Genomic DNA, 15,904 nt, shown 5'->3' on the forward strand with positions numbered 1-15,904 from the left:
TACAGTGTTTACGCATCGTTTCCGAACCAGCAAATATTACGTGCTGCCATAATGAGTTCGCCTGCTTTCTCATTATTCAGACCTTCGATATCAATCAGGTCGTCGATGCCCTGCTCAGCAAGATCTTCCAGTGTACAGATACCGTGAGTAGCCAAATTATAGGCCAGAGTACGATCCATACCATCAAGATTCAACAAATCTTCTGCTGGCTGATTATCACCCAAGCTCTCTTTTTGAGCTAGTTCAATTGTGGTGAGGGCAGCTTTTGCTCTTTCACGTAGAACTTCAACGGTTTCTTCATCAAGACCGTCAATTTCCAGAAGTTCTTTAATAGGCACGTAAGCCAGTTCTTCTAATGTAGAGAAGCCTTCTTCAACAAGTGTTGTAGCAAACTCTTCATCAATATCTAGATGCTTAGTGAATGTTTCAATAGAAGCATGTGCTTCTGCCTGATGTTTTGCATTCAGCTCTTCCGCAGTCATGACATTCAGTTCCCACTTGTCATCACCACGATGGATTTTCAGTAACTGAGCCGCTAAGCGAACGTTTTGTCCATTACGTCCAATTGCTTGAGCTAAGTTGCTGCTTTCAACGGCAACATCCATCGTACAGTTGTCTTCATCAACCACAATAGATGCCACATCAGCCGGAGCCATAGCATTAATAACGAATTGCGCTGGGTTATCATCCCATAACACAATGTCGATTCTCTCGCCGCCTAACTCACTAGAGACAGCTTGAACACGAGCACCGCGCATACCAACGCAAGCACCAACTGGGTCGATACGTTTGTCGTTAGTTTTTACTGCGATTTTTGCACGAGAACCTGGATCGCGAGCTGCTGCTTTAATCTCGATGATCTCTTCGCCAATTTCTGGTACTTCGATGCGGAATAATTCAACCAGCATCTCTGGACGAGAACGAGTAACAAAAAGCTGTGCGCCGCGCGCTTCAGGACGAACATCATACAGTACGCCGCGAATACGGTCACCTGGACGGAAGTTTTCGCGTGGTAGCATATCTTCGCGCAGGATCACAGCTTCTGCGTTATTACCTAAATCTAAGGTAATGTTTTCACGGTTAACTTTTTTAACCTGAGCAGTGATGATTTCACCTTGTTGCTCACGGAATTGGTCAACCACCATCGCACGCTCGGCTTCACGTACTTTTTGTACGATAACTTGCTTCGCGGTTTGCGTGGTAATACGGTCAAATACAACAGATTCGATTTGGTCTTCGACGTATTCGCCTAACTGCAATTCAGGATCTTCGAATTGTGCAGCTTCCAGTGTAATTTCACGAGTTGGCATTGTGACTTCGTCAACAATCACCCAACGACGGAAAGTATCAAAATCACCGGATTTACGGTCGATTTCTACGCGAACATCAATCTCTTGCTCATATTTCTTTTTGGTTGCTGTCGCCAGCGCAGTTTCCAGAGCCTCGAAGATTTTTTCACGAGGGAGGGATTTTTCGTTAGAAACCGCTTCAACAACAGCCAGAATTTCTTTGTTCATCCTAGTTGCCTCATTGAACTTAATTAAAAGTGTGGTACCAAGTTAGCTTTCTGGATGTTGCCGAGGGCGAACACCTCATCCTTACCATCTACAGTAACCGTAATCATTTCACCATCAACGGCTTTGATAATACCTTGCCATCTACGACGGTTCTGCATCGCGATACGCAGTGACAGAGCCACCTCTTCACCCATGAAACGCTCATAATGAGCGATGGTGAACAGTGGACGTTCCATACCCGGTGACGATATTTCAAGGTTATAAATCACAGAAATTGGATCTTCGACATCCAATACCGCACTTACTTGATGGCTGACATCAGCACAGTCATCAACAGTGATGCCTTCTTCACTATCAATGAAAATACGCAGTGTCGACGTGCGCCCGCGAACAAATTCTAAGCCTACAAATTCAAAGCCTAGTGCTTCCACTGGTGCAGAAACCATCTCTGTTAATTTTTGCTCTAATGTGGACAAGCCCACCCCCAGACATAAAAAAAGGGCATAAAGCCCAGTTAATTCGATTGTCAAATAACAAAAAACCCCGAAATTCGGGGCTTTTGTAACTGGACCCATAGTACATGGGTTTACCGTGCTCTTAGTATACCTTGAAAATCTAGATAAATCGATGAGAAATTACGATAACGATATCTGATATTGTTGCGACAAGATATGTATGGCTAAGAGAAATGGTTGCGGGAGCTGGATTTGAACCAACGACCTTCGGGTTATGAGCCCGACGAGCTACCATGCTGCTCCATCCCGCGTTCGAAACGTGACTATTTTACACCGACTATTGTGAGTTCACAAGTCGTCTAAAATAATGGTGCCGAGGACGGGACTTGAACCCGTACGCCCGTTTTGTAGGCACTACCACCTCAAGGTAGCGTGTATACCAATTTCACCACCTCGGCACTGAGGCGAGGTTACTAATTTAATAATCAATAACCTCAAATTTTTAACTTCTTACTGCTTTACTACTAATGAAGACATAAAGTCGTCATTCGGAATCTGTCACACTTAACGAGGAATATCGCTCGTTGGTGTTGCTGGTGCTGCCGGAACGTCTGTTGGTTGCTCGACTTTTGCCGGTTCGCTAATGTTTTCCCACTTACTACCTGCACCAGTTCCATATTTATTGGCAGTCATGTTGCCAAGAATTAAACTGATGATGAAAAACACAGCAGCCAAGATTCCAGTCATACGGGTCATGAAGTTACCTGAGCCCGATGAACCAAACAGTGTTGCAGAAGCGCCCGCACCGAATGATGCACCCATGTCAGCACCTTTACCTTGCTGTAACATGACCAGACCAATTAGGCCGATAGCCGCGAGCAAGAAAACAACTAAAAGAGCTATATACATTTGAGTTACCTATTCAGTTACGGCGCATAGCCTATGCTATGACCCTTATACTGCACACCTACTCAAAACATTATTACAGAATTGAGCAGGTGCGAATACTAACCAAAGCTGAGCCGACAAGCAAGTCTATTTTGATTTCATTTAACTATTTGAAGAAAAAAACAGCAAACTATCGAAATAATGCTCAACTCAGTGATTCGCCTCCCTCCAGCGGATTTTTATCCACTAAAGGGAGAATGTAAAACATTAACCCGCTGCTTTAACTGCATCAGCAATACGGTTCGCCATTTCGGTGACAGTTTCTTCGTTCTCACCTTCAACCATGACACGAATCAGCGGTTCAGTACCTGATTTTCTCAGCAATACACGACCTTTACCGGCTAACTCTTTTTCCACTTGCTCATTTGCCGCAATAACAGCATCACTTTGCAGAGGATCGTGTTTGCCTTTAAAGCGTACGTTGACCAGAATTTGAGGTAGAAGCTTCATTCCGCTGCATAAATCGTGCAGGCTCATATGGTTACGCACCATGGCACTCAATACTTGCAGACCCGCAACAATACCGTCGCCTGTTGTGGTTTTATCTAATAAAATCACATGACCTGAGTTTTCAGCCCCCATGCGCCAGCCTTTTTCTTGGAGTTTTTCCAGAACATAGCGGTCGCCCACTTTTGCTCGTTCAAATGGAATACCCAGCTGTTTCAGCGCAATTTCTAACCCCATATTGCTCATCAGTGTACCGACAACACCACCTTTTAACTGGCCTTGGCGAAGCGCTTCACGAGCGATGATATACAGAATTTGGTCACCATCGACTTTGTTACCTTGATGGTCAACCATGATAATGCGGTCGCCGTCACCATCAAATGCTAAACCTACATCCGCTTTTTCAGCCAAAACACGCTCTTGCAGCTTACGAACGTCGGTTGCACCACACTCTTCGTTGATGTTGATCCCATTAGGATCGCAACCCATAGTGATGACTTGAGCGCCTAATTCACTAAAGACGTTAGGTGCGATGTGGTAAGTTGCACCGTTAGCACAGTCTAAAACAACTTTGAGGCTATTTAAGCTTTGCTCATTCGGGAAAGTCCCTTTGCAGAATTCAATGTAACGTCCTGCGGCATCGACGATGCGGTTCGCACGACCCAGCTCCGCAGATTCAACGCAAGTGATTGGTTTTTCCATTTCCGCTTCAATGGCTTCTTCAACTTCGTCAGGCAGTTTAGTCCCGTCGATGGAGAAGAATTTGATCCCATTATCATAGTAAGGGTTGTGGGAAGCTGAAATGACGATCCCAGCTTCTGCGCGGAAAGTGCGAGTCAAATAAGCCACTGCTGGCGTTGGCATTGGGCCAGTGAAGGAAGCAGATAACCCTGCGGCAGCTAAGCCAGCTTCTAATGAAGATTCCAGCATGTAGCCAGAAATACGCGTATCTTTACCAATGATAATTTTACGTGAGCCGTGACGAGCCAGTACTTTACCCGCAGCCCAGCCTAATTTTAAAACAAAATCAGGTGTAATTGGGCTATCGCCCACTTTGCCACGGATACCATCAGTACCAAAATATTTACGGTTACTCATACGCTAATTTTTCCTTTTCTGACAGAGTCATCTGAACGACTTGCATTGCTTGTACTGTCTCTTTCACATCATGAACTCGGATAATTTGCGCTCCTTGCATTGCCGCAATAGTGGCACACGCTAAGCTACCCGCTAGACGTTCTTGAGGTGGAACATTTAATAATTGTCCAATCATAGATTTTCGTGACATCCCTGCCAAGAGCGGTAGTCCGAAATCATGAAATTGATCTAAATGCGCTAGTAACTGGTAATTATGCGACAGGTTCTTACCAAAACCAAAGCCTGGATCGAGGATTATTTGCTGTTTATCAATTCCCGCCTTCATGCAGCGCTCAATTTCACGGGCAAGATACTCTTTAACTTCTTTTACTACATTCACATAATCGGGGGCATTTTGCATGGTTCTTGGTTGACCTTGCATGTGCATAATGCAGACGGGCAGCCCTAACTTTGCAGCGACTACAAGGGAGCCATCTTCATGTAACGAGCGGATATCATTGATGATATGCATCCCAGCTTTGGCTGCCTCATCCATTACTTGAGCTTTTGACGTGTCTACAGAGATCCAAACATCAAAACGCTTTGCAATCGCTTCCACAACAGGCACAACACGGTCAAGTTCTTCACTGATAGAAACCTCAGCCGCACCCGGTCGGGTTGACTCGCCGCCAATATCAATAATAGTAGCCCCTTCTTGTACCATTTTAGCGACATGATCTAGAGCATCATGATAACGATTATGAGTGCCACCATCTGAGAATGAATCAGGAGTAACATTCAAAATCCCCATCACTTGAGGAGTGGATAAGTCAAGGAGGCGACCTCGGGCTTTAATATGCATGATTATTTTTCCTTAACGTAAAAAACCCCAGTGACCTGGGGTTTTTAATTATTCAACTTGTCACGATAGCTTACTGTGGCTTGCTATCATTATTATCAGATGAATTATTTTCATCAGATTTTTCAGTTGGCTCTTCTGGTTGAGTTTCAGCTGGCTTTGCTTCAGGTTTTGATGCGCTAGTTGCAGCACCAAATGAACCTGTCACATTGTTCACTTTTTTATCCTCATCCCAGCCTGCTGGCGCACGTACTGGACGGCGGTTCATCAGGTCGTCAATCATTGGCATATCGATAGTTTCATATTTCAATAATGCATCTTTCATCGCATGCAGAATATCCATATTGTCAGTTAAGGTTTTATGTGCAACCTCATAACCACGGTCGATAATTGCTTTAATTTCTTCATCAATGATGCGTGCAGTTTCATCTGAGTAAGTCGAGCTATGTCCTGAACGACCTAAGAATGCTGGGCCTTCTTCTTCAGAATATAACACTGGACCTAACTTGTCAGAGAAGCCCCACTGAGTCACCATTTTTCTCGCTGTGCTAGTTGCTTGCTGGATATCACCTGATGCACCGGTTGAGATTTTGTCATAACCGTAGATCAGTTCTTCCGCAATACGACCGCCGTATGTACTTGCGATATTACCTTCTAACTTCTGACGGCTTGCACTGATTTGGTCGCCTTCAGGTAAGTAGAAAGTTACACCTAATGCACGACCGCGAGGAATAATAGTCACTTTATGAACAGGATCATGCTCTGGCATCAAATAACCGACGATTGCGTGTCCAGCTTCATGATAAGCAGTAGATTCTTTCTGCTCTTCAGTCATCATCAGTGAGCGGTGCTCTGCACCCAGCCACACTTTGTCACGCGCTCTTTCGAATTCCGCCATCGTTACAACGCGTTTATTTTCGCGCGCTGCAAACAGTGCCGCTTCGTTCACTAAGTTAGCCAATTCCGCACCGGAGAAACCTGGTGTTGCACGAGCCAAGATAGTTGTATCAACCGCAGGGTCGATAGGCACACGACGCATATGAACTTTTAAGATTTGCTCACGACCACGAACATCAGGTAAGCCAACCACAACTTGACGGTCAAAACGACCCGGACGCAATAATGCAGGGTCCAGAACGTCAGCACGGTTAGTTGCCGCGATCACGATAATACCTTCGTTACCTTCGAAACCATCCATCTCAACCAGCATCTGGTTCAGTGTCTGCTCACGTTCATCGTGACCACCACCTAAACCGGCACCACGTTGACGACCAACAGCATCGATTTCATCGATAAAGATAATACAAGGCGCCGCTTTTTTTGCTTGCTCGAACATATCACGAACACGTGAAGCACCCACACCCACAAACATTTCCACGAAGTCTGAACCGGAAATGGTAAAGAATGGTACTTTCGCTTCACCAGCAATAGCTTTAGCCAGTAATGTTTTACCTGTACCCGGCGGTCCTACCATCAGGACACCTTTAGGGATTTTACCACCGAGTTTTTGGAAACGAGCAGGTTCACGTAGGAAGTCTACGATCTCCCCCACTTCCTCTTTCGCTTCATCGCAACCCGCAACATCAGCAAATGTTGTTTTGATCTGATCTTCTGTCAGCATACGGGCTTTGCTTTTACCGAATGACATCGCCCCTTTACCGCCACCACCTTGCATTTGGCGCATAAAGAAGATCCAGACACCAATCAACAGCAGCATTGGGAACCAGGAAATGAAAATAGATGTCAGTAAGCTAGGTTCTTCTGGTGGTTCACCGACGACAGTAACATTCTTGTTCAACAAGGTGTCTAACAACTTCTCATCCTGCATAGGCAGATAAGTTGTGTAGCGGCTATTATCCGCTTTTCTGACGTTCAATTCACGACCTGTGATACGAACTTCACGTACCTGATCCTGGGCTAACTCATTGATAAACGTTGAATAATCAACTCTGCGACTATTCGAATCGCTTGGGCCAAAACTCTGGAACAAGGACATCAGAACAACTGCGATGACTAACCAGAGAATTAGGTTTTTCGCCATGTCACTCAAGGGATTAACCTCACCTTACAACTGTGTTAACAAATAACGCTCAGGGTACTATAGTTTTAGTCCTGTCGCTACAATGTATACTTCACGCGATCGTGCCCGCGAAGATTCGGGTTTACGAACTTTTACCTTCGTAAACAGGGAGCGGATATCCCTAAGGTATTCGTCAAAGCCTTCTCCCTGAAACACTTTAACGATAAAACTTCCCCCGGGAGCCAATACCGCACGGCACATATCCAATGCTAGTTCAACCAGATACATAGAGCGGGGAATATCCACTGCTGGTGTTCCGCTCATATTTGGGGCCATGTCAGACATAACCACTTGTACTTTTTTATCGCCAACTCGCTCTAACAAAGCAGCCAGTACAGCTTCGTCACGAAAATCCCCTTGGAGGAAATCCACGCCAACGATTGGGTCCATTGGTAATAGGTCACAAGCAATAATACGACCATTGTGACCGATTTGGCCGACAACATATTGCGACCACCCACCAGGAGCAGCCCCTAAATCAACAACGGTCATACCTGGTTTAAAAATCTTATCACTTTGCTGGATTTCATCCAGTTTAAACCATGCACGCGAGCGGAGCCCTTTCTTTTGTGCTTGCTGAACATATTTATCACTAAAATGTTCTTGCAACCAACGACTGGAGCTTGCCGAACGTTTTTTATTGGCCATTGCACTTTCCAACTATACTAATAGAAATACATTTCCCGACATTCTTCAAGTTACAGAGAGTTAGCTTCATTTTTTCTACCCAAGTCACATAAATCGAGCTGTTTATCGGGAAAGAGTTAACGCGCTGCCTACTGGTCACTGGATTACTTTCGGGTAATCATTAGCTGCTTCTTTACCATCGAGTAAGATTAATAGATGGTGATAGTTAACAGATGGCGGTAGAATATGCCATTTTCAATACTAACCAAGCAAAAAATCGATGAATCTTAACAAAAAACAAATTCAACACCTAAAAAGTCTCGCTCATCACTTAAACCCAGTTGTTATGATTGGCAACAATGGTTTAACTGAGGGTGTTTTGGCTGAAATCGAAGTCTCATTAACACATCATGAGCTTATCAAAGTCAAAATCGCTGGCGAAGATCGTGAAACTAAAAATTTGATCGCTGAAGCGATTGTTCGCGAAACAGGTGCAGCAAATGTTCAAGTTATCGGTAAAATTCTTGTTCTCTACCGTCCAACGGCTGAGCGCAAAATTAGTTTACCTAAATAATAACTGCTCATTTATATAAAAATGCCATTGAAAGCATGTTTTATATGACGAAAAAGGCCGCCTGCGGCCTTTCTCTCTAAATCAGTAAAATAATATAACCAATTCAGGGAAATAGGAATCAGATATACTCAACTTTAAGAATTTCGAACTCAACATCTCCGCCCGGCGTCTTAATCATTACGACATCATCAACTTCTTTACCCACTAATCCGCGCGCAATCGGTGAATTCACTGAAATTAAGTTCACTTTAATATCAGCTTCATCATCACCTACGATGCGGTAGGTTAACTCTTCATCGGTATCCAAATTCAATACGGTAACCGTCGCACCAAAGATCACTCGACCATTATTTGCCATTTTGGTAACGTCAATCACTTGAGAGTGAGAAAGTTTAGATTCAATTTCTTGAATACGACCTTCACAAAAACCTTGTTGCTCACGCGCTGCGTGATATTCAGCGTTTTCTTTTAAATCGCCATGTTCACGAGCTTCTGCAATAGAAGCAATAATTTCAGGACGACGGACAGATTTCAGATACTCGAGCTCTTCTCTTAGCTTGTTAGCACCAAATACCGTCATTGGAATCTGTTTCATTTGATAAATACCTCTAATTCAATCCTATCTAAAAATAAGTATCTTCCTGATTTTGTAACAACAGTACACCGAACACCATAGTACGTAGGGGGGTGTTCAAAAACTTAAGGTGTCAATAACTCAATCAGACCAACTTGCGCCTTATCTTATCATACTGTTCGCTATTTTAACTGAGAGTTAATAGCGGATCATCGTTTACTTTATTGGGCATTACACTTTAGTATGTGCAATATGTCTACCCTAATGCGTGAAATATATGTCGCTACTAACATCAACCAGAAAATTAATCTTCACTTTAGGACTTGCATTCATTACTTCGCAAGCAACTGCCATCCCTATCGATGATTATAAGCAGTATCTCCCTGACGGCACTAACCTTGCTCTGGTTGCGCAGAAAGTAGGAAGTAATACCCCTCTTATTGATTATAACGCTCAACAAATGGCTCTACCTGCCAGTACGCAGAAAGTCGTCACCGCCCTCGCTGCATTATTACAGCTAGGTCCGGACTACCGTTTCGTCACTAACTTCGAGACAAACGGAAAGCTCAATAACAACACGTTATCCGGCGACTTGGTGATCCGCTTTAGTGGCGACCCTACGTTAACACGTCAGCAAATTCGCAATATGGTCAATGCATTAAAGCAGATTGGCATTCATAAAGTCGATGGTGATCTTATTGTCGATATTTCTGCTTTTGCGAGCCATGACAAAGCACCGGGCTGGGTATGGAATGATATGACCCAGTGCTTCAGTGCTCCACCGGCTGCTGCCATCATTGATAGAAACTGTTTCTCAGTTTCCCTTTATCCATCAGATAAAGCGGGAGAAATGGCGTATATCAAAACAGCCAGCTTCTACCCTGTAAATATGTTTAGTGAAGTCAAAACTCTCGCTAAAGGCTCACCAGAAGCTCGCTACTGCGAGCTAGATGTCGTTCCTGGTGAATTGAACCGCTACACATTAACAGGCTGCTTAACCCAGCGTAGTGAGCCATTACCGCTCGCATTTGCAGTACAAAATGGGGCAAGCTACTCCGGCGCTATCGTCAAAAATGAGTTGCAGGTCGCAGGCATTGAATTATCCGGCTCAGTTAAAAAACGCACTCAACAAACGCCACAATCTCAAGTACTCGTCAAAACTGAGTCAAAGCCGTTGCATGACCTCTTAAAAATCATGCTGAAAAAGTCTGATAATATGATAGCGGATACGGTATTTAGAACGATTGGTCGTGATTATTACGGCGTTCCAGGTACCTGGCGCTCAGGCTCTGATGCAGTGAGGCAAGTCCTCAAGCAGAAAGCGGGTATTGATTTAGGCAACACCGTGATGGTGGATGGCTCTGGCTTATCTCGCCATAACTTGATAACTCCAGCGACCATGATGCAAGTTTTGCAATTTATCGCTAAAAATGACCAGCAGCTCGATTACATTTCGATGCTACCACTTGCTGGGCATGATGGAACATTGCGTTACCGTGGTGGTTTAGATGAGGCTGGGGTCAATGGCAAGGTGTCAGCAAAAACCGGTGCATTACAAGGGGTTTATAACCTTGCAGGCTTTATTACTACCGCAAGCGGTGAAAAAGTGGCATTCGTCCAGTTTATTTCCGCTTATGCCGTTCCTCAAAGCCAATATAATAGCCGCCGTGTACCTTTAGTTCGCTTTGAAAGCCGCCTCTATCGAGATCTTTACCAAAAGAACTGATCCCCCTGAGGATCCTTTTAAGATCTTTATAATAAAAAAGGCACAACCTTCGCAAGTTGTGCCTTTTTATATGACTCAAAGATAATTATTTTTGGTAGATGAATTCGACACCTTCGTCGTCATCTTCATCCCAATCATCATCCCAATCGTCATCAAGATCTTCTGCACCAGATAGCTGTTCTTTGTGGTAATCATCCCACATAAATTCAACTTTCTCTGGTTGACTGTTTTCATCTTCAACGGCCATATCACGCGGCTGGGTATTCATGAACTCCATGATATCCCAACACAGTGCTTTCACACCTTCGTGGTTCACGGCAGAAATCATATAATACTTATCTTCCCAGCCCATACCTTTAGCAATTTCAGCTGCACGTTTTGCAGACTCTTCTTCGCCTAAGATGTCCACTTTGTTGAAGACTAACCAGCGTGGTTTCTGAGCCAGTTTTTCGCTGTATTTCTCTAACTCACCGACGATGATCTTGGCGTTTTCCACCGGATCAGATTCATCGATTGGGCAAATGTCGATAAGATGCAGCAATACGCGACAACGCTCTAAGTGCTTCAGGAATTGGATCCCAAGTCCTGCACCTTCTGCAGCACCTTCGATCAATCCTGGAATATCTGCAACCACAAAGCTCTGCTCGTTATCCATACGTACCACGCCGAGGCTCGGAACCAAGGTTGTAAATGGATAGTCGGCAACTTTTGGCTTCGCTGCTGATACTGAACGAATAAATGTAGATTTACCGGCATTCGGCATACCTAGCATTCCCACATCAGCCAGTAACATCAGCTCTAATAAAATTTCGCGCGTTTCACCTTTCGTTCCCATGGTACGCTGACGCGGCGCACGGTTAACAGAAGATTTAAAACGAGTATTACCAAGCCCATGGAAACCGCCTTTAGCGACCATATGGCGTTGATCGTGACGAGTCATGTCACAGAGTACTTCATTGGTGCCAAGATCGCGTACACGCGTTCCTACAGGGACTTTAACCGTGATGTCTTCACCACGCTTACCTGTACACTCACGGCTTTGACCATTTTGACCACGTTCTGCACGAAATGATTTTTCAAAACGATAGTCAATCAGTGTGTTGAGGTTTTCGTCTGCCTGTAAATAGACATCACCACCGTCACCACCGTCACCACCGTCAGGTCCACCTTTCGGGATATATTTTTCACGGCGGAAGCTGACACAACCATTGCCACCATCTCCTGCCACGACCAAAATTTTGGCTTCATCTACAAATTTCATAATTCTTTCTCCGTCTGCTGGCCATTATAGTGCCTGATGGCGGTATTACCCAGAGATGGCATATTCTGAATATAAAAAGCCCCGCAAAAGGTTTTTGCAGGGCTTTAATTCAAAAATTAAAAGTCAGAAAACTTATTCAGCTTCGATGCTGATAAATTTACGATTGTTAGGACCTTTAACTTCAAATTTAACTTTACCGTCCGCTAATGCGAACAGAGTGTGGTCACGGCCACAACCAACGTTGTTACCTGCGTGGAACTTAGTACCACGTTGACGAACGATGATGCTACCTGCTAATACAGCTTCACCACCAAAACGTTTAACACCTAAACGTTTTGCTTCTGAGTCACGACCGTTACGAGTCGAACCACCAGCCTTTTTATGTGCCATTAATCTGCTCTCCTAAATCTTAAGCGATGACAGTGATCTTAACATCAGTGAACCACTGACGGTGACCTTGCTGCTTACGGCTGTGTTTACGACGACGGAACTTAACGATTTTAACTTTATCGCCACGACCGTGTGCAACCACTTCCGCTTTCACTTTAACGCCTTCAACGATAGGAGCACCGATTTGGATCTCATCGCCATTAGCAACCATCAGAACGTGATCAAATTCAACAGTTTCACCTGTTGCGATGTCCAGCTTTTCTAAGCGAACAGTTTGACCTTCGCTAACTCGGTGTTGTTTACCACCACTTTGGAAAACCGCGTACATATTAACTCCGCTTTCCGCGTACCCGCTAAATATTTCAATTCCAGAGTACGCTATAAAATATTCACAATAGGGCGCGAATTCTACGCAAAAAAGCAGCAGAACACAAGCCTATAATGCAGTTAGATTACAAAAAATACGACTTTTTTATCGGCCCTATCTTTTTCCGGCTGATTTCTTAGGAATATCTTGAATTGTTACTTATTTAAACATTTTTTGCATTTCACCCGATAATCTTATTATTAATAGTGTTATGCTTACGCCATTACTGTGATATCGGTTTTCCCATTTTTGACTTAGGGAATGCCCCAAAAACTAATAATATGAATATATTACAATGAATTTAGAATCTATCGTTGAACTGACAGCCGAGGATATGTCAGCAGTAAATGAAGCGATCCTCAGCCAATTAAACTCAGACGTAGCATTAATTAATCAATTAGGTTATTACATCGTTAGCGGGGGCGGAAAAAGGATCCGTCCAATGATCGCGATCCTCGCAGGACGATCCCTTGGCTATTCTGAACACAAACATATTCAAGTTGCTGCATTAATCGAATTCATCCATACCGCCACTTTATTACACGATGATGTGGTCGATGAATCTGATATGCGTCGTGGAAAACAGACAGCTAACGCCGTATTTGGTAACGCGGCAAGCGTATTAGTCGGCGACTTTATTTATACTCGATCCTTCCAAATGATGACGGATCTGGATTCAATGCGTGTTTTAAAACTGATGTCTGAAGCCACTAACGTGATCGCTGAAGGTGAAGTTTTACAATTAATGAACTGCAACGATCCTGACATTACTGAAGAGAGCTACATGCAAGTGATCTACAGTAAAACCGCCCGTCTGTTTGAAGCGGCTTCTCATGCATCCGCTATCTTAGCCAATGCCACGCCTGAGCAAGAAAAAGCGCTGCAAGATTATGGTCGCTATATTGGGACCGCATTCCAGTTAGTTGACGATCTTCTAGATTATGATGCAGATAATACCCAGTTAGGTAAAAACACTGGCGATGATCTTGATGAAGGGAAACCAACATTACCACTACTGCACGCAATGCAGCATGGGAATGCGGAAGAGTCTGCGCTAATTAGGCAAGCGATTGAGCAAGGAAATGGTCGCCATCTCTTAGAGACCGTCCTTGGCACAATGAAACGCTGCGGTTCATTAGAATACACTTACCAACGCGCGCAGGAAGAAGCTCAAAAAGCCATTGATGCTTTAAATGCTCTGGAAGACTCCGTGTATAAAGAAGCATTAATTGGTTTAGCGCACGTTGCTATTCAGCGCCATTCATAATTACGATAGAGCTCGAAACCAATATTAAAAAGGGTGAAACCAATTTCACCCTTTTTTCATGGTTATTCATCTTCTGGTTCAGGCTCGATTTTTGCCAATAGCGATGATAAGCCGTGACGCAGAATGTATTTCACAAACATTTTGCGCTCATCTTCTGTCAGTTGGTAATAAGCCTCAGACCAAATTTGCAGTGCATCAATACGTTGCACTTGATACGGTGTCGATGGCTCATGAAGTGACAGCTGACCTTGGATCTCATTCGGCAAGCTTTCCATATAGTATTCAACGGCCTTCCCCTGAACACCTCTTTTACGACGATTTTTCCAGCCCTCCCTTCTCGCCATTAAGTTAATTCCCTGAGGTGAAGATGGAAGGCCTTCTAATCCTGCTAATTCTTTCGCAGTGAACCACAATTTTTTCATAATATCACTTTTACGCTTAGCTTATATTTTGCAACCTGCTTTTGTCGCTATACCAAAGTTATTTTTCTAAAAATTTATTCGATTCAATACTGTATGTAATCTATGTATGGCTATTTTGATTAATAAGGTGAATTAAAGCTAAAGCACCTTTACGCATAATAAACGATAAGATCTTCACGCGTTCATCATGGGAAAGCTGGTTATAAGCTTCTTGCCAAATATGCGCATGTTCATCACGCTTCATTTGATAACCTACCGAAGTTTCATACATCACAGTGAACTCTTCGAAATCAATGGGAACCGAGCTAATATGGTATTCCAATGCTTTTCCTTGAATACCTCTTCGCTTTCGACTCAACCACTTTTCTCGCCTCGCCATGGCATTAATGCCTTGGGTACTTGTCGGAAGCCCTTGGCGTCCAACGAGCTCTTTTGCTGTTAACCATTCCTTGTTCATTATCGACGCTCCTTGTCATTATGATGACAACTTCGATTAACTATAAACTTTCTTTATTTTCTTAATCGTTTCAATATCCATTTTTAATATTTAAATATAATAGTTAATAAATTATATCGATATAGATGCTTTTTGTTGTATATCCGCTAGTTATACCAATAACTTTGTATCAACTATTTTATATTGATGGATTTATAGTGCTGATTCAGAAACCCATTCTTTTCAAATAATTCAATATATTATTAAGAAATATAAATCTTCGCGATAAACAGAATAAATATAAGAAAATATAAAAAACAGAGAGCTAACCAAAATGAGTTATTTTTATTTTCAAAGTGTTAGCTAAATTCACAATAATCATCTGAACCTTTCCGTTATTTTCACAAAAACAACGATAGTTTCATAAAAATAAACTTTTAGAAAAAATCAGAAATTATTATTGGGAAATTCTGTTATTTTATTTCCAATAACAGAACGATTGCACTGAATGTATCACAATACTCTGTTAGATGTACCACTAACTCTACATGATTCTGAGTAAAAAAAGGATTAAAAAATGATGTTACGGAAATCAAACTGGCACCCAGCAGATATCATTGCGGCTTTACGCAAACGTGGAACAACCCTAGCGGCGATTTCTCGCGAAGCAGGGCTGAGCTCATCAACACTCGCGAACGCGCTATCGAGACCTTGGCCTAAAGGTGAATGGATCATCGCAAACTTTTTAGGTATACATCCATCAGAAATCTGGCCTAGTCGCTATTATGATCCAATGACGGGTGATTTATTAGAAAGAAAAGTTCGTGAAAAGCCAAAGAAAATCCAGGAGACGGGTGAATTAGAAAACAAGGAACTA

16 protein-coding genes, 2 tRNA genes and 1 pseudogene are annotated in these 15,904 nt (G+C 43.2%); 4 read left to right on the forward strand and 15 right to left on the reverse strand.

The features are described 5' to 3' along the window. Positions 1 to 8 precede the first annotated feature (8 nt). From nusA to rlmE, 9 genes are all read right to left on the reverse strand, one after another. Positions 9 to 1,517, reverse strand: a complete 1,509-nt coding sequence (gene nusA, locus H0913_RS17060; RefSeq protein WP_154603024.1) for a transcription termination factor NusA — start codon at positions 1,515 to 1,517, stop codon at positions 9 to 11. Between the two features lie 23 nt (positions 1,518 to 1,540). Next, on the reverse strand, positions 1,541 to 1,993 hold the full coding sequence (gene rimP / locus H0913_RS17065) for a ribosome maturation factor RimP (RefSeq protein WP_006662411.1): 453 nt from the start codon (positions 1,991 to 1,993) through the stop codon (positions 1,541 to 1,543). A 213-nt stretch (positions 1,994 to 2,206) separates the two neighbouring features. After that, a tRNA-Met gene (locus tag H0913_RS17070) sits at positions 2,207 to 2,283 on the reverse strand. 57 nt (positions 2,284 to 2,340) lie between these two features. Then, positions 2,341 to 2,430 (reverse strand) — tRNA-Leu (locus tag H0913_RS17075). Between the two features lie 106 nt (positions 2,431 to 2,536). Then, entirely contained in the window at positions 2,537 to 2,881 is a 345-nt protein-coding gene (secG, locus tag H0913_RS17080) for a preprotein translocase subunit SecG (protein ID WP_036949048.1), read from the reverse strand. Between the two features lie 246 nt (positions 2,882 to 3,127). Beyond that, complete coding sequence (gene glmM, locus H0913_RS17085) at positions 3,128 to 4,465, reverse strand: phosphoglucosamine mutase (RefSeq protein WP_036949046.1); 1,338 nt, start codon at positions 4,463 to 4,465, stop codon at positions 3,128 to 3,130. Next, positions 4,458 to 5,306: a dihydropteroate synthase gene (folP, locus tag H0913_RS17090; RefSeq protein WP_181477669.1), complete on the reverse strand. Its 849-nt coding sequence runs from the start codon at positions 5,304 to 5,306 to the stop codon at positions 4,458 to 4,460. Before folP ends, glmM begins: the two co-directional genes overlap by 8 nt. A 70-nt stretch (positions 5,307 to 5,376) precedes the next feature. Further along, positions 5,377 to 7,344 (reverse strand): ATP-dependent zinc metalloprotease FtsH, encoded by a 1,968-nt coding sequence (ftsH, locus tag H0913_RS17095; protein ID WP_036949042.1) that lies wholly within the window; start codon positions 7,342 to 7,344, stop codon positions 5,377 to 5,379. A 57-nt stretch (positions 7,345 to 7,401) separates the two neighbouring features. Continuing rightward, positions 7,402 to 8,031 carry a 23S rRNA (uridine(2552)-2'-O)-methyltransferase RlmE gene (gene rlmE / locus H0913_RS17100; protein ID WP_036949039.1) on the reverse strand — a complete coding sequence of 210 codons (630 nt, stop codon included), beginning with the start codon at positions 8,029 to 8,031 and terminating at the stop codon, positions 7,402 to 7,404. 259 nt (positions 8,032 to 8,290) lie between these two features. Between rlmE and yhbY the strand changes: the two genes are divergently transcribed. Next, positions 8,291 to 8,584 carry a ribosome assembly RNA-binding protein YhbY gene (gene yhbY / locus H0913_RS17105; RefSeq protein WP_154603026.1) on the forward strand — a complete coding sequence of 98 codons (294 nt, stop codon included), beginning with the start codon at positions 8,291 to 8,293 and terminating at the stop codon, positions 8,582 to 8,584. A gap of 118 nt (positions 8,585 to 8,702) precedes the next feature. Here yhbY and greA read toward each other — a convergent pair whose 3' ends face one another. Further along, positions 8,703 to 9,179 (reverse strand): transcription elongation factor GreA, encoded by a 477-nt coding sequence (gene greA / locus H0913_RS17110; RefSeq protein WP_036949035.1) that lies wholly within the window; start codon positions 9,177 to 9,179, stop codon positions 8,703 to 8,705. 256 nt (positions 9,180 to 9,435) lie between these two features. Between greA and dacB the strand changes: the two genes are divergently transcribed. After that, entirely contained in the window at positions 9,436 to 10,884 is a 1,449-nt protein-coding gene (gene dacB, locus H0913_RS17115; RefSeq protein WP_154603027.1) for a serine-type D-Ala-D-Ala carboxypeptidase, read from the forward strand. An 85-nt stretch (positions 10,885 to 10,969) separates the two neighbouring features. Here the strand turns inward: dacB and cgtA are convergent, their stop codons facing one another. The 3 genes from cgtA to rplU all read right to left on the reverse strand — a co-directional run bounded on the left by cgtA (position 10,970) and on the right by rplU (position 12,863). Next, positions 10,970 to 12,145, reverse strand: a complete 1,176-nt coding sequence (gene cgtA / locus H0913_RS17120; protein ID WP_154628831.1) for an Obg family GTPase CgtA — start codon at positions 12,143 to 12,145, stop codon at positions 10,970 to 10,972. Between the two features lie 132 nt (positions 12,146 to 12,277). Beyond that, positions 12,278 to 12,535: a 50S ribosomal protein L27 gene (gene rpmA, locus H0913_RS17125; protein WP_004905922.1), complete on the reverse strand. Its 258-nt coding sequence runs from the start codon at positions 12,533 to 12,535 to the stop codon at positions 12,278 to 12,280. A gap of 19 nt (positions 12,536 to 12,554) precedes the next feature. Continuing rightward, a complete protein-coding gene (gene rplU, locus H0913_RS17130; RefSeq protein WP_006658010.1) occupies positions 12,555 to 12,863 on the reverse strand; it encodes a 50S ribosomal protein L21 in 309 nt (102 codons plus the stop codon). Between the two features lie 334 nt (positions 12,864 to 13,197). Between rplU and ispB the strand changes: the two genes are divergently transcribed. Next, a complete protein-coding gene (gene ispB, locus H0913_RS17135; RefSeq protein WP_154637995.1) occupies positions 13,198 to 14,169 on the forward strand; it encodes an octaprenyl diphosphate synthase in 972 nt (323 codons plus the stop codon). 62 nt (positions 14,170 to 14,231) lie between these two features. Here ispB and H0913_RS17140 read toward each other — a convergent pair whose 3' ends face one another. Both H0913_RS17140 and H0913_RS17145 read right to left on the reverse strand, forming a co-directional pair. Further along, positions 14,232 to 14,591 (reverse strand): DNA-binding protein, encoded by a 360-nt coding sequence (locus tag H0913_RS17140; protein WP_154603030.1) that lies wholly within the window; start codon positions 14,589 to 14,591, stop codon positions 14,232 to 14,234. 100 nt (positions 14,592 to 14,691) lie between these two features. Next, entirely contained in the window at positions 14,692 to 15,048 is a 357-nt protein-coding gene (locus tag H0913_RS17145) for a DNA-binding protein (protein ID WP_154603031.1), read from the reverse strand. Positions 15,049 to 15,604: 556 nt separating this feature from the next. Between H0913_RS17145 and H0913_RS17150 the strand changes: the two are divergent. After that, positions 15,605 to 15,859, forward strand: a pseudogene (locus H0913_RS17150) (helix-turn-helix domain-containing protein); the annotation flags it as partial. Positions 15,860 to 15,904: the final 45 nt, after the last annotated feature.

This window comes from Providencia rettgeri (genome assembly GCF_013702265.1).
GTDB lineage: Bacteria > Pseudomonadota > Gammaproteobacteria > Enterobacterales > Enterobacteriaceae > Providencia > Providencia zhijiangensis.

Excerpts from the sequence above, each read along its gene's own strand:
- H0913_RS17145 (WP_154603031.1), bottom strand. The coding sequence starts at position 15,048 with ATGAACAAGGAATGGTTAACAGCAAAAGAGCTCGTTGGACGCCAAGGG.
- ispB (WP_154637995.1), top strand. The coding sequence starts at position 13,198 with ATGAATTTAGAATCTATCGTTGAACTGACAGCCGAGGATATGTCAGCA.
- rlmE (WP_036949039.1), bottom strand. The coding sequence starts at position 8,031 with ATGGCCAATAAAAAACGTTCGGCAAGCTCCAGTCGTTGGTTGCAAGAA.
- greA (WP_036949035.1), bottom strand. The coding sequence starts at position 9,179 with ATGAAACAGATTCCAATGACGGTATTTGGTGCTAACAAGCTAAGAGAA.
- yhbY (WP_154603026.1), top strand. The coding sequence starts at position 8,291 with ATGAATCTTAACAAAAAACAAATTCAACACCTAAAAAGTCTCGCTCAT.
- ftsH (WP_036949042.1), bottom strand. The coding sequence starts at position 7,344 with ATGGCGAAAAACCTAATTCTCTGGTTAGTCATCGCAGTTGTTCTGATG.
- folP (WP_181477669.1), bottom strand. The coding sequence starts at position 5,306 with ATGCATATTAAAGCCCGAGGTCGCCTCCTTGACTTATCCACTCCTCAA.
- glmM (WP_036949046.1), bottom strand. The coding sequence starts at position 4,465 with ATGAGTAACCGTAAATATTTTGGTACTGATGGTATCCGTGGCAAAGTG.
- rpmA (WP_004905922.1), bottom strand. The coding sequence starts at position 12,535 with ATGGCACATAAAAAGGCTGGTGGTTCGACTCGTAACGGTCGTGACTCA.
- cgtA (WP_154628831.1), bottom strand. The coding sequence starts at position 12,145 with ATGAAATTTGTAGATGAAGCCAAAATTTTGGTCGTGGCAGGAGATGGT.
- dacB (WP_154603027.1), top strand. The coding sequence starts at position 9,436 with ATGTCGCTACTAACATCAACCAGAAAATTAATCTTCACTTTAGGACTT.
- rplU (WP_006658010.1), bottom strand. The coding sequence starts at position 12,863 with ATGTACGCGGTTTTCCAAAGTGGTGGTAAACAACACCGAGTTAGCGAA.
- secG (WP_036949048.1), bottom strand. The coding sequence starts at position 2,881 with ATGTATATAGCTCTTTTAGTTGTTTTCTTGCTCGCGGCTATCGGCCTA.
- nusA (WP_154603024.1), bottom strand. The coding sequence starts at position 1,517 with ATGAACAAAGAAATTCTGGCTGTTGTTGAAGCGGTTTCTAACGAAAAA.
- H0913_RS17140 (WP_154603030.1), bottom strand. The coding sequence starts at position 14,591 with ATGAAAAAATTGTGGTTCACTGCGAAAGAATTAGCAGGATTAGAAGGC.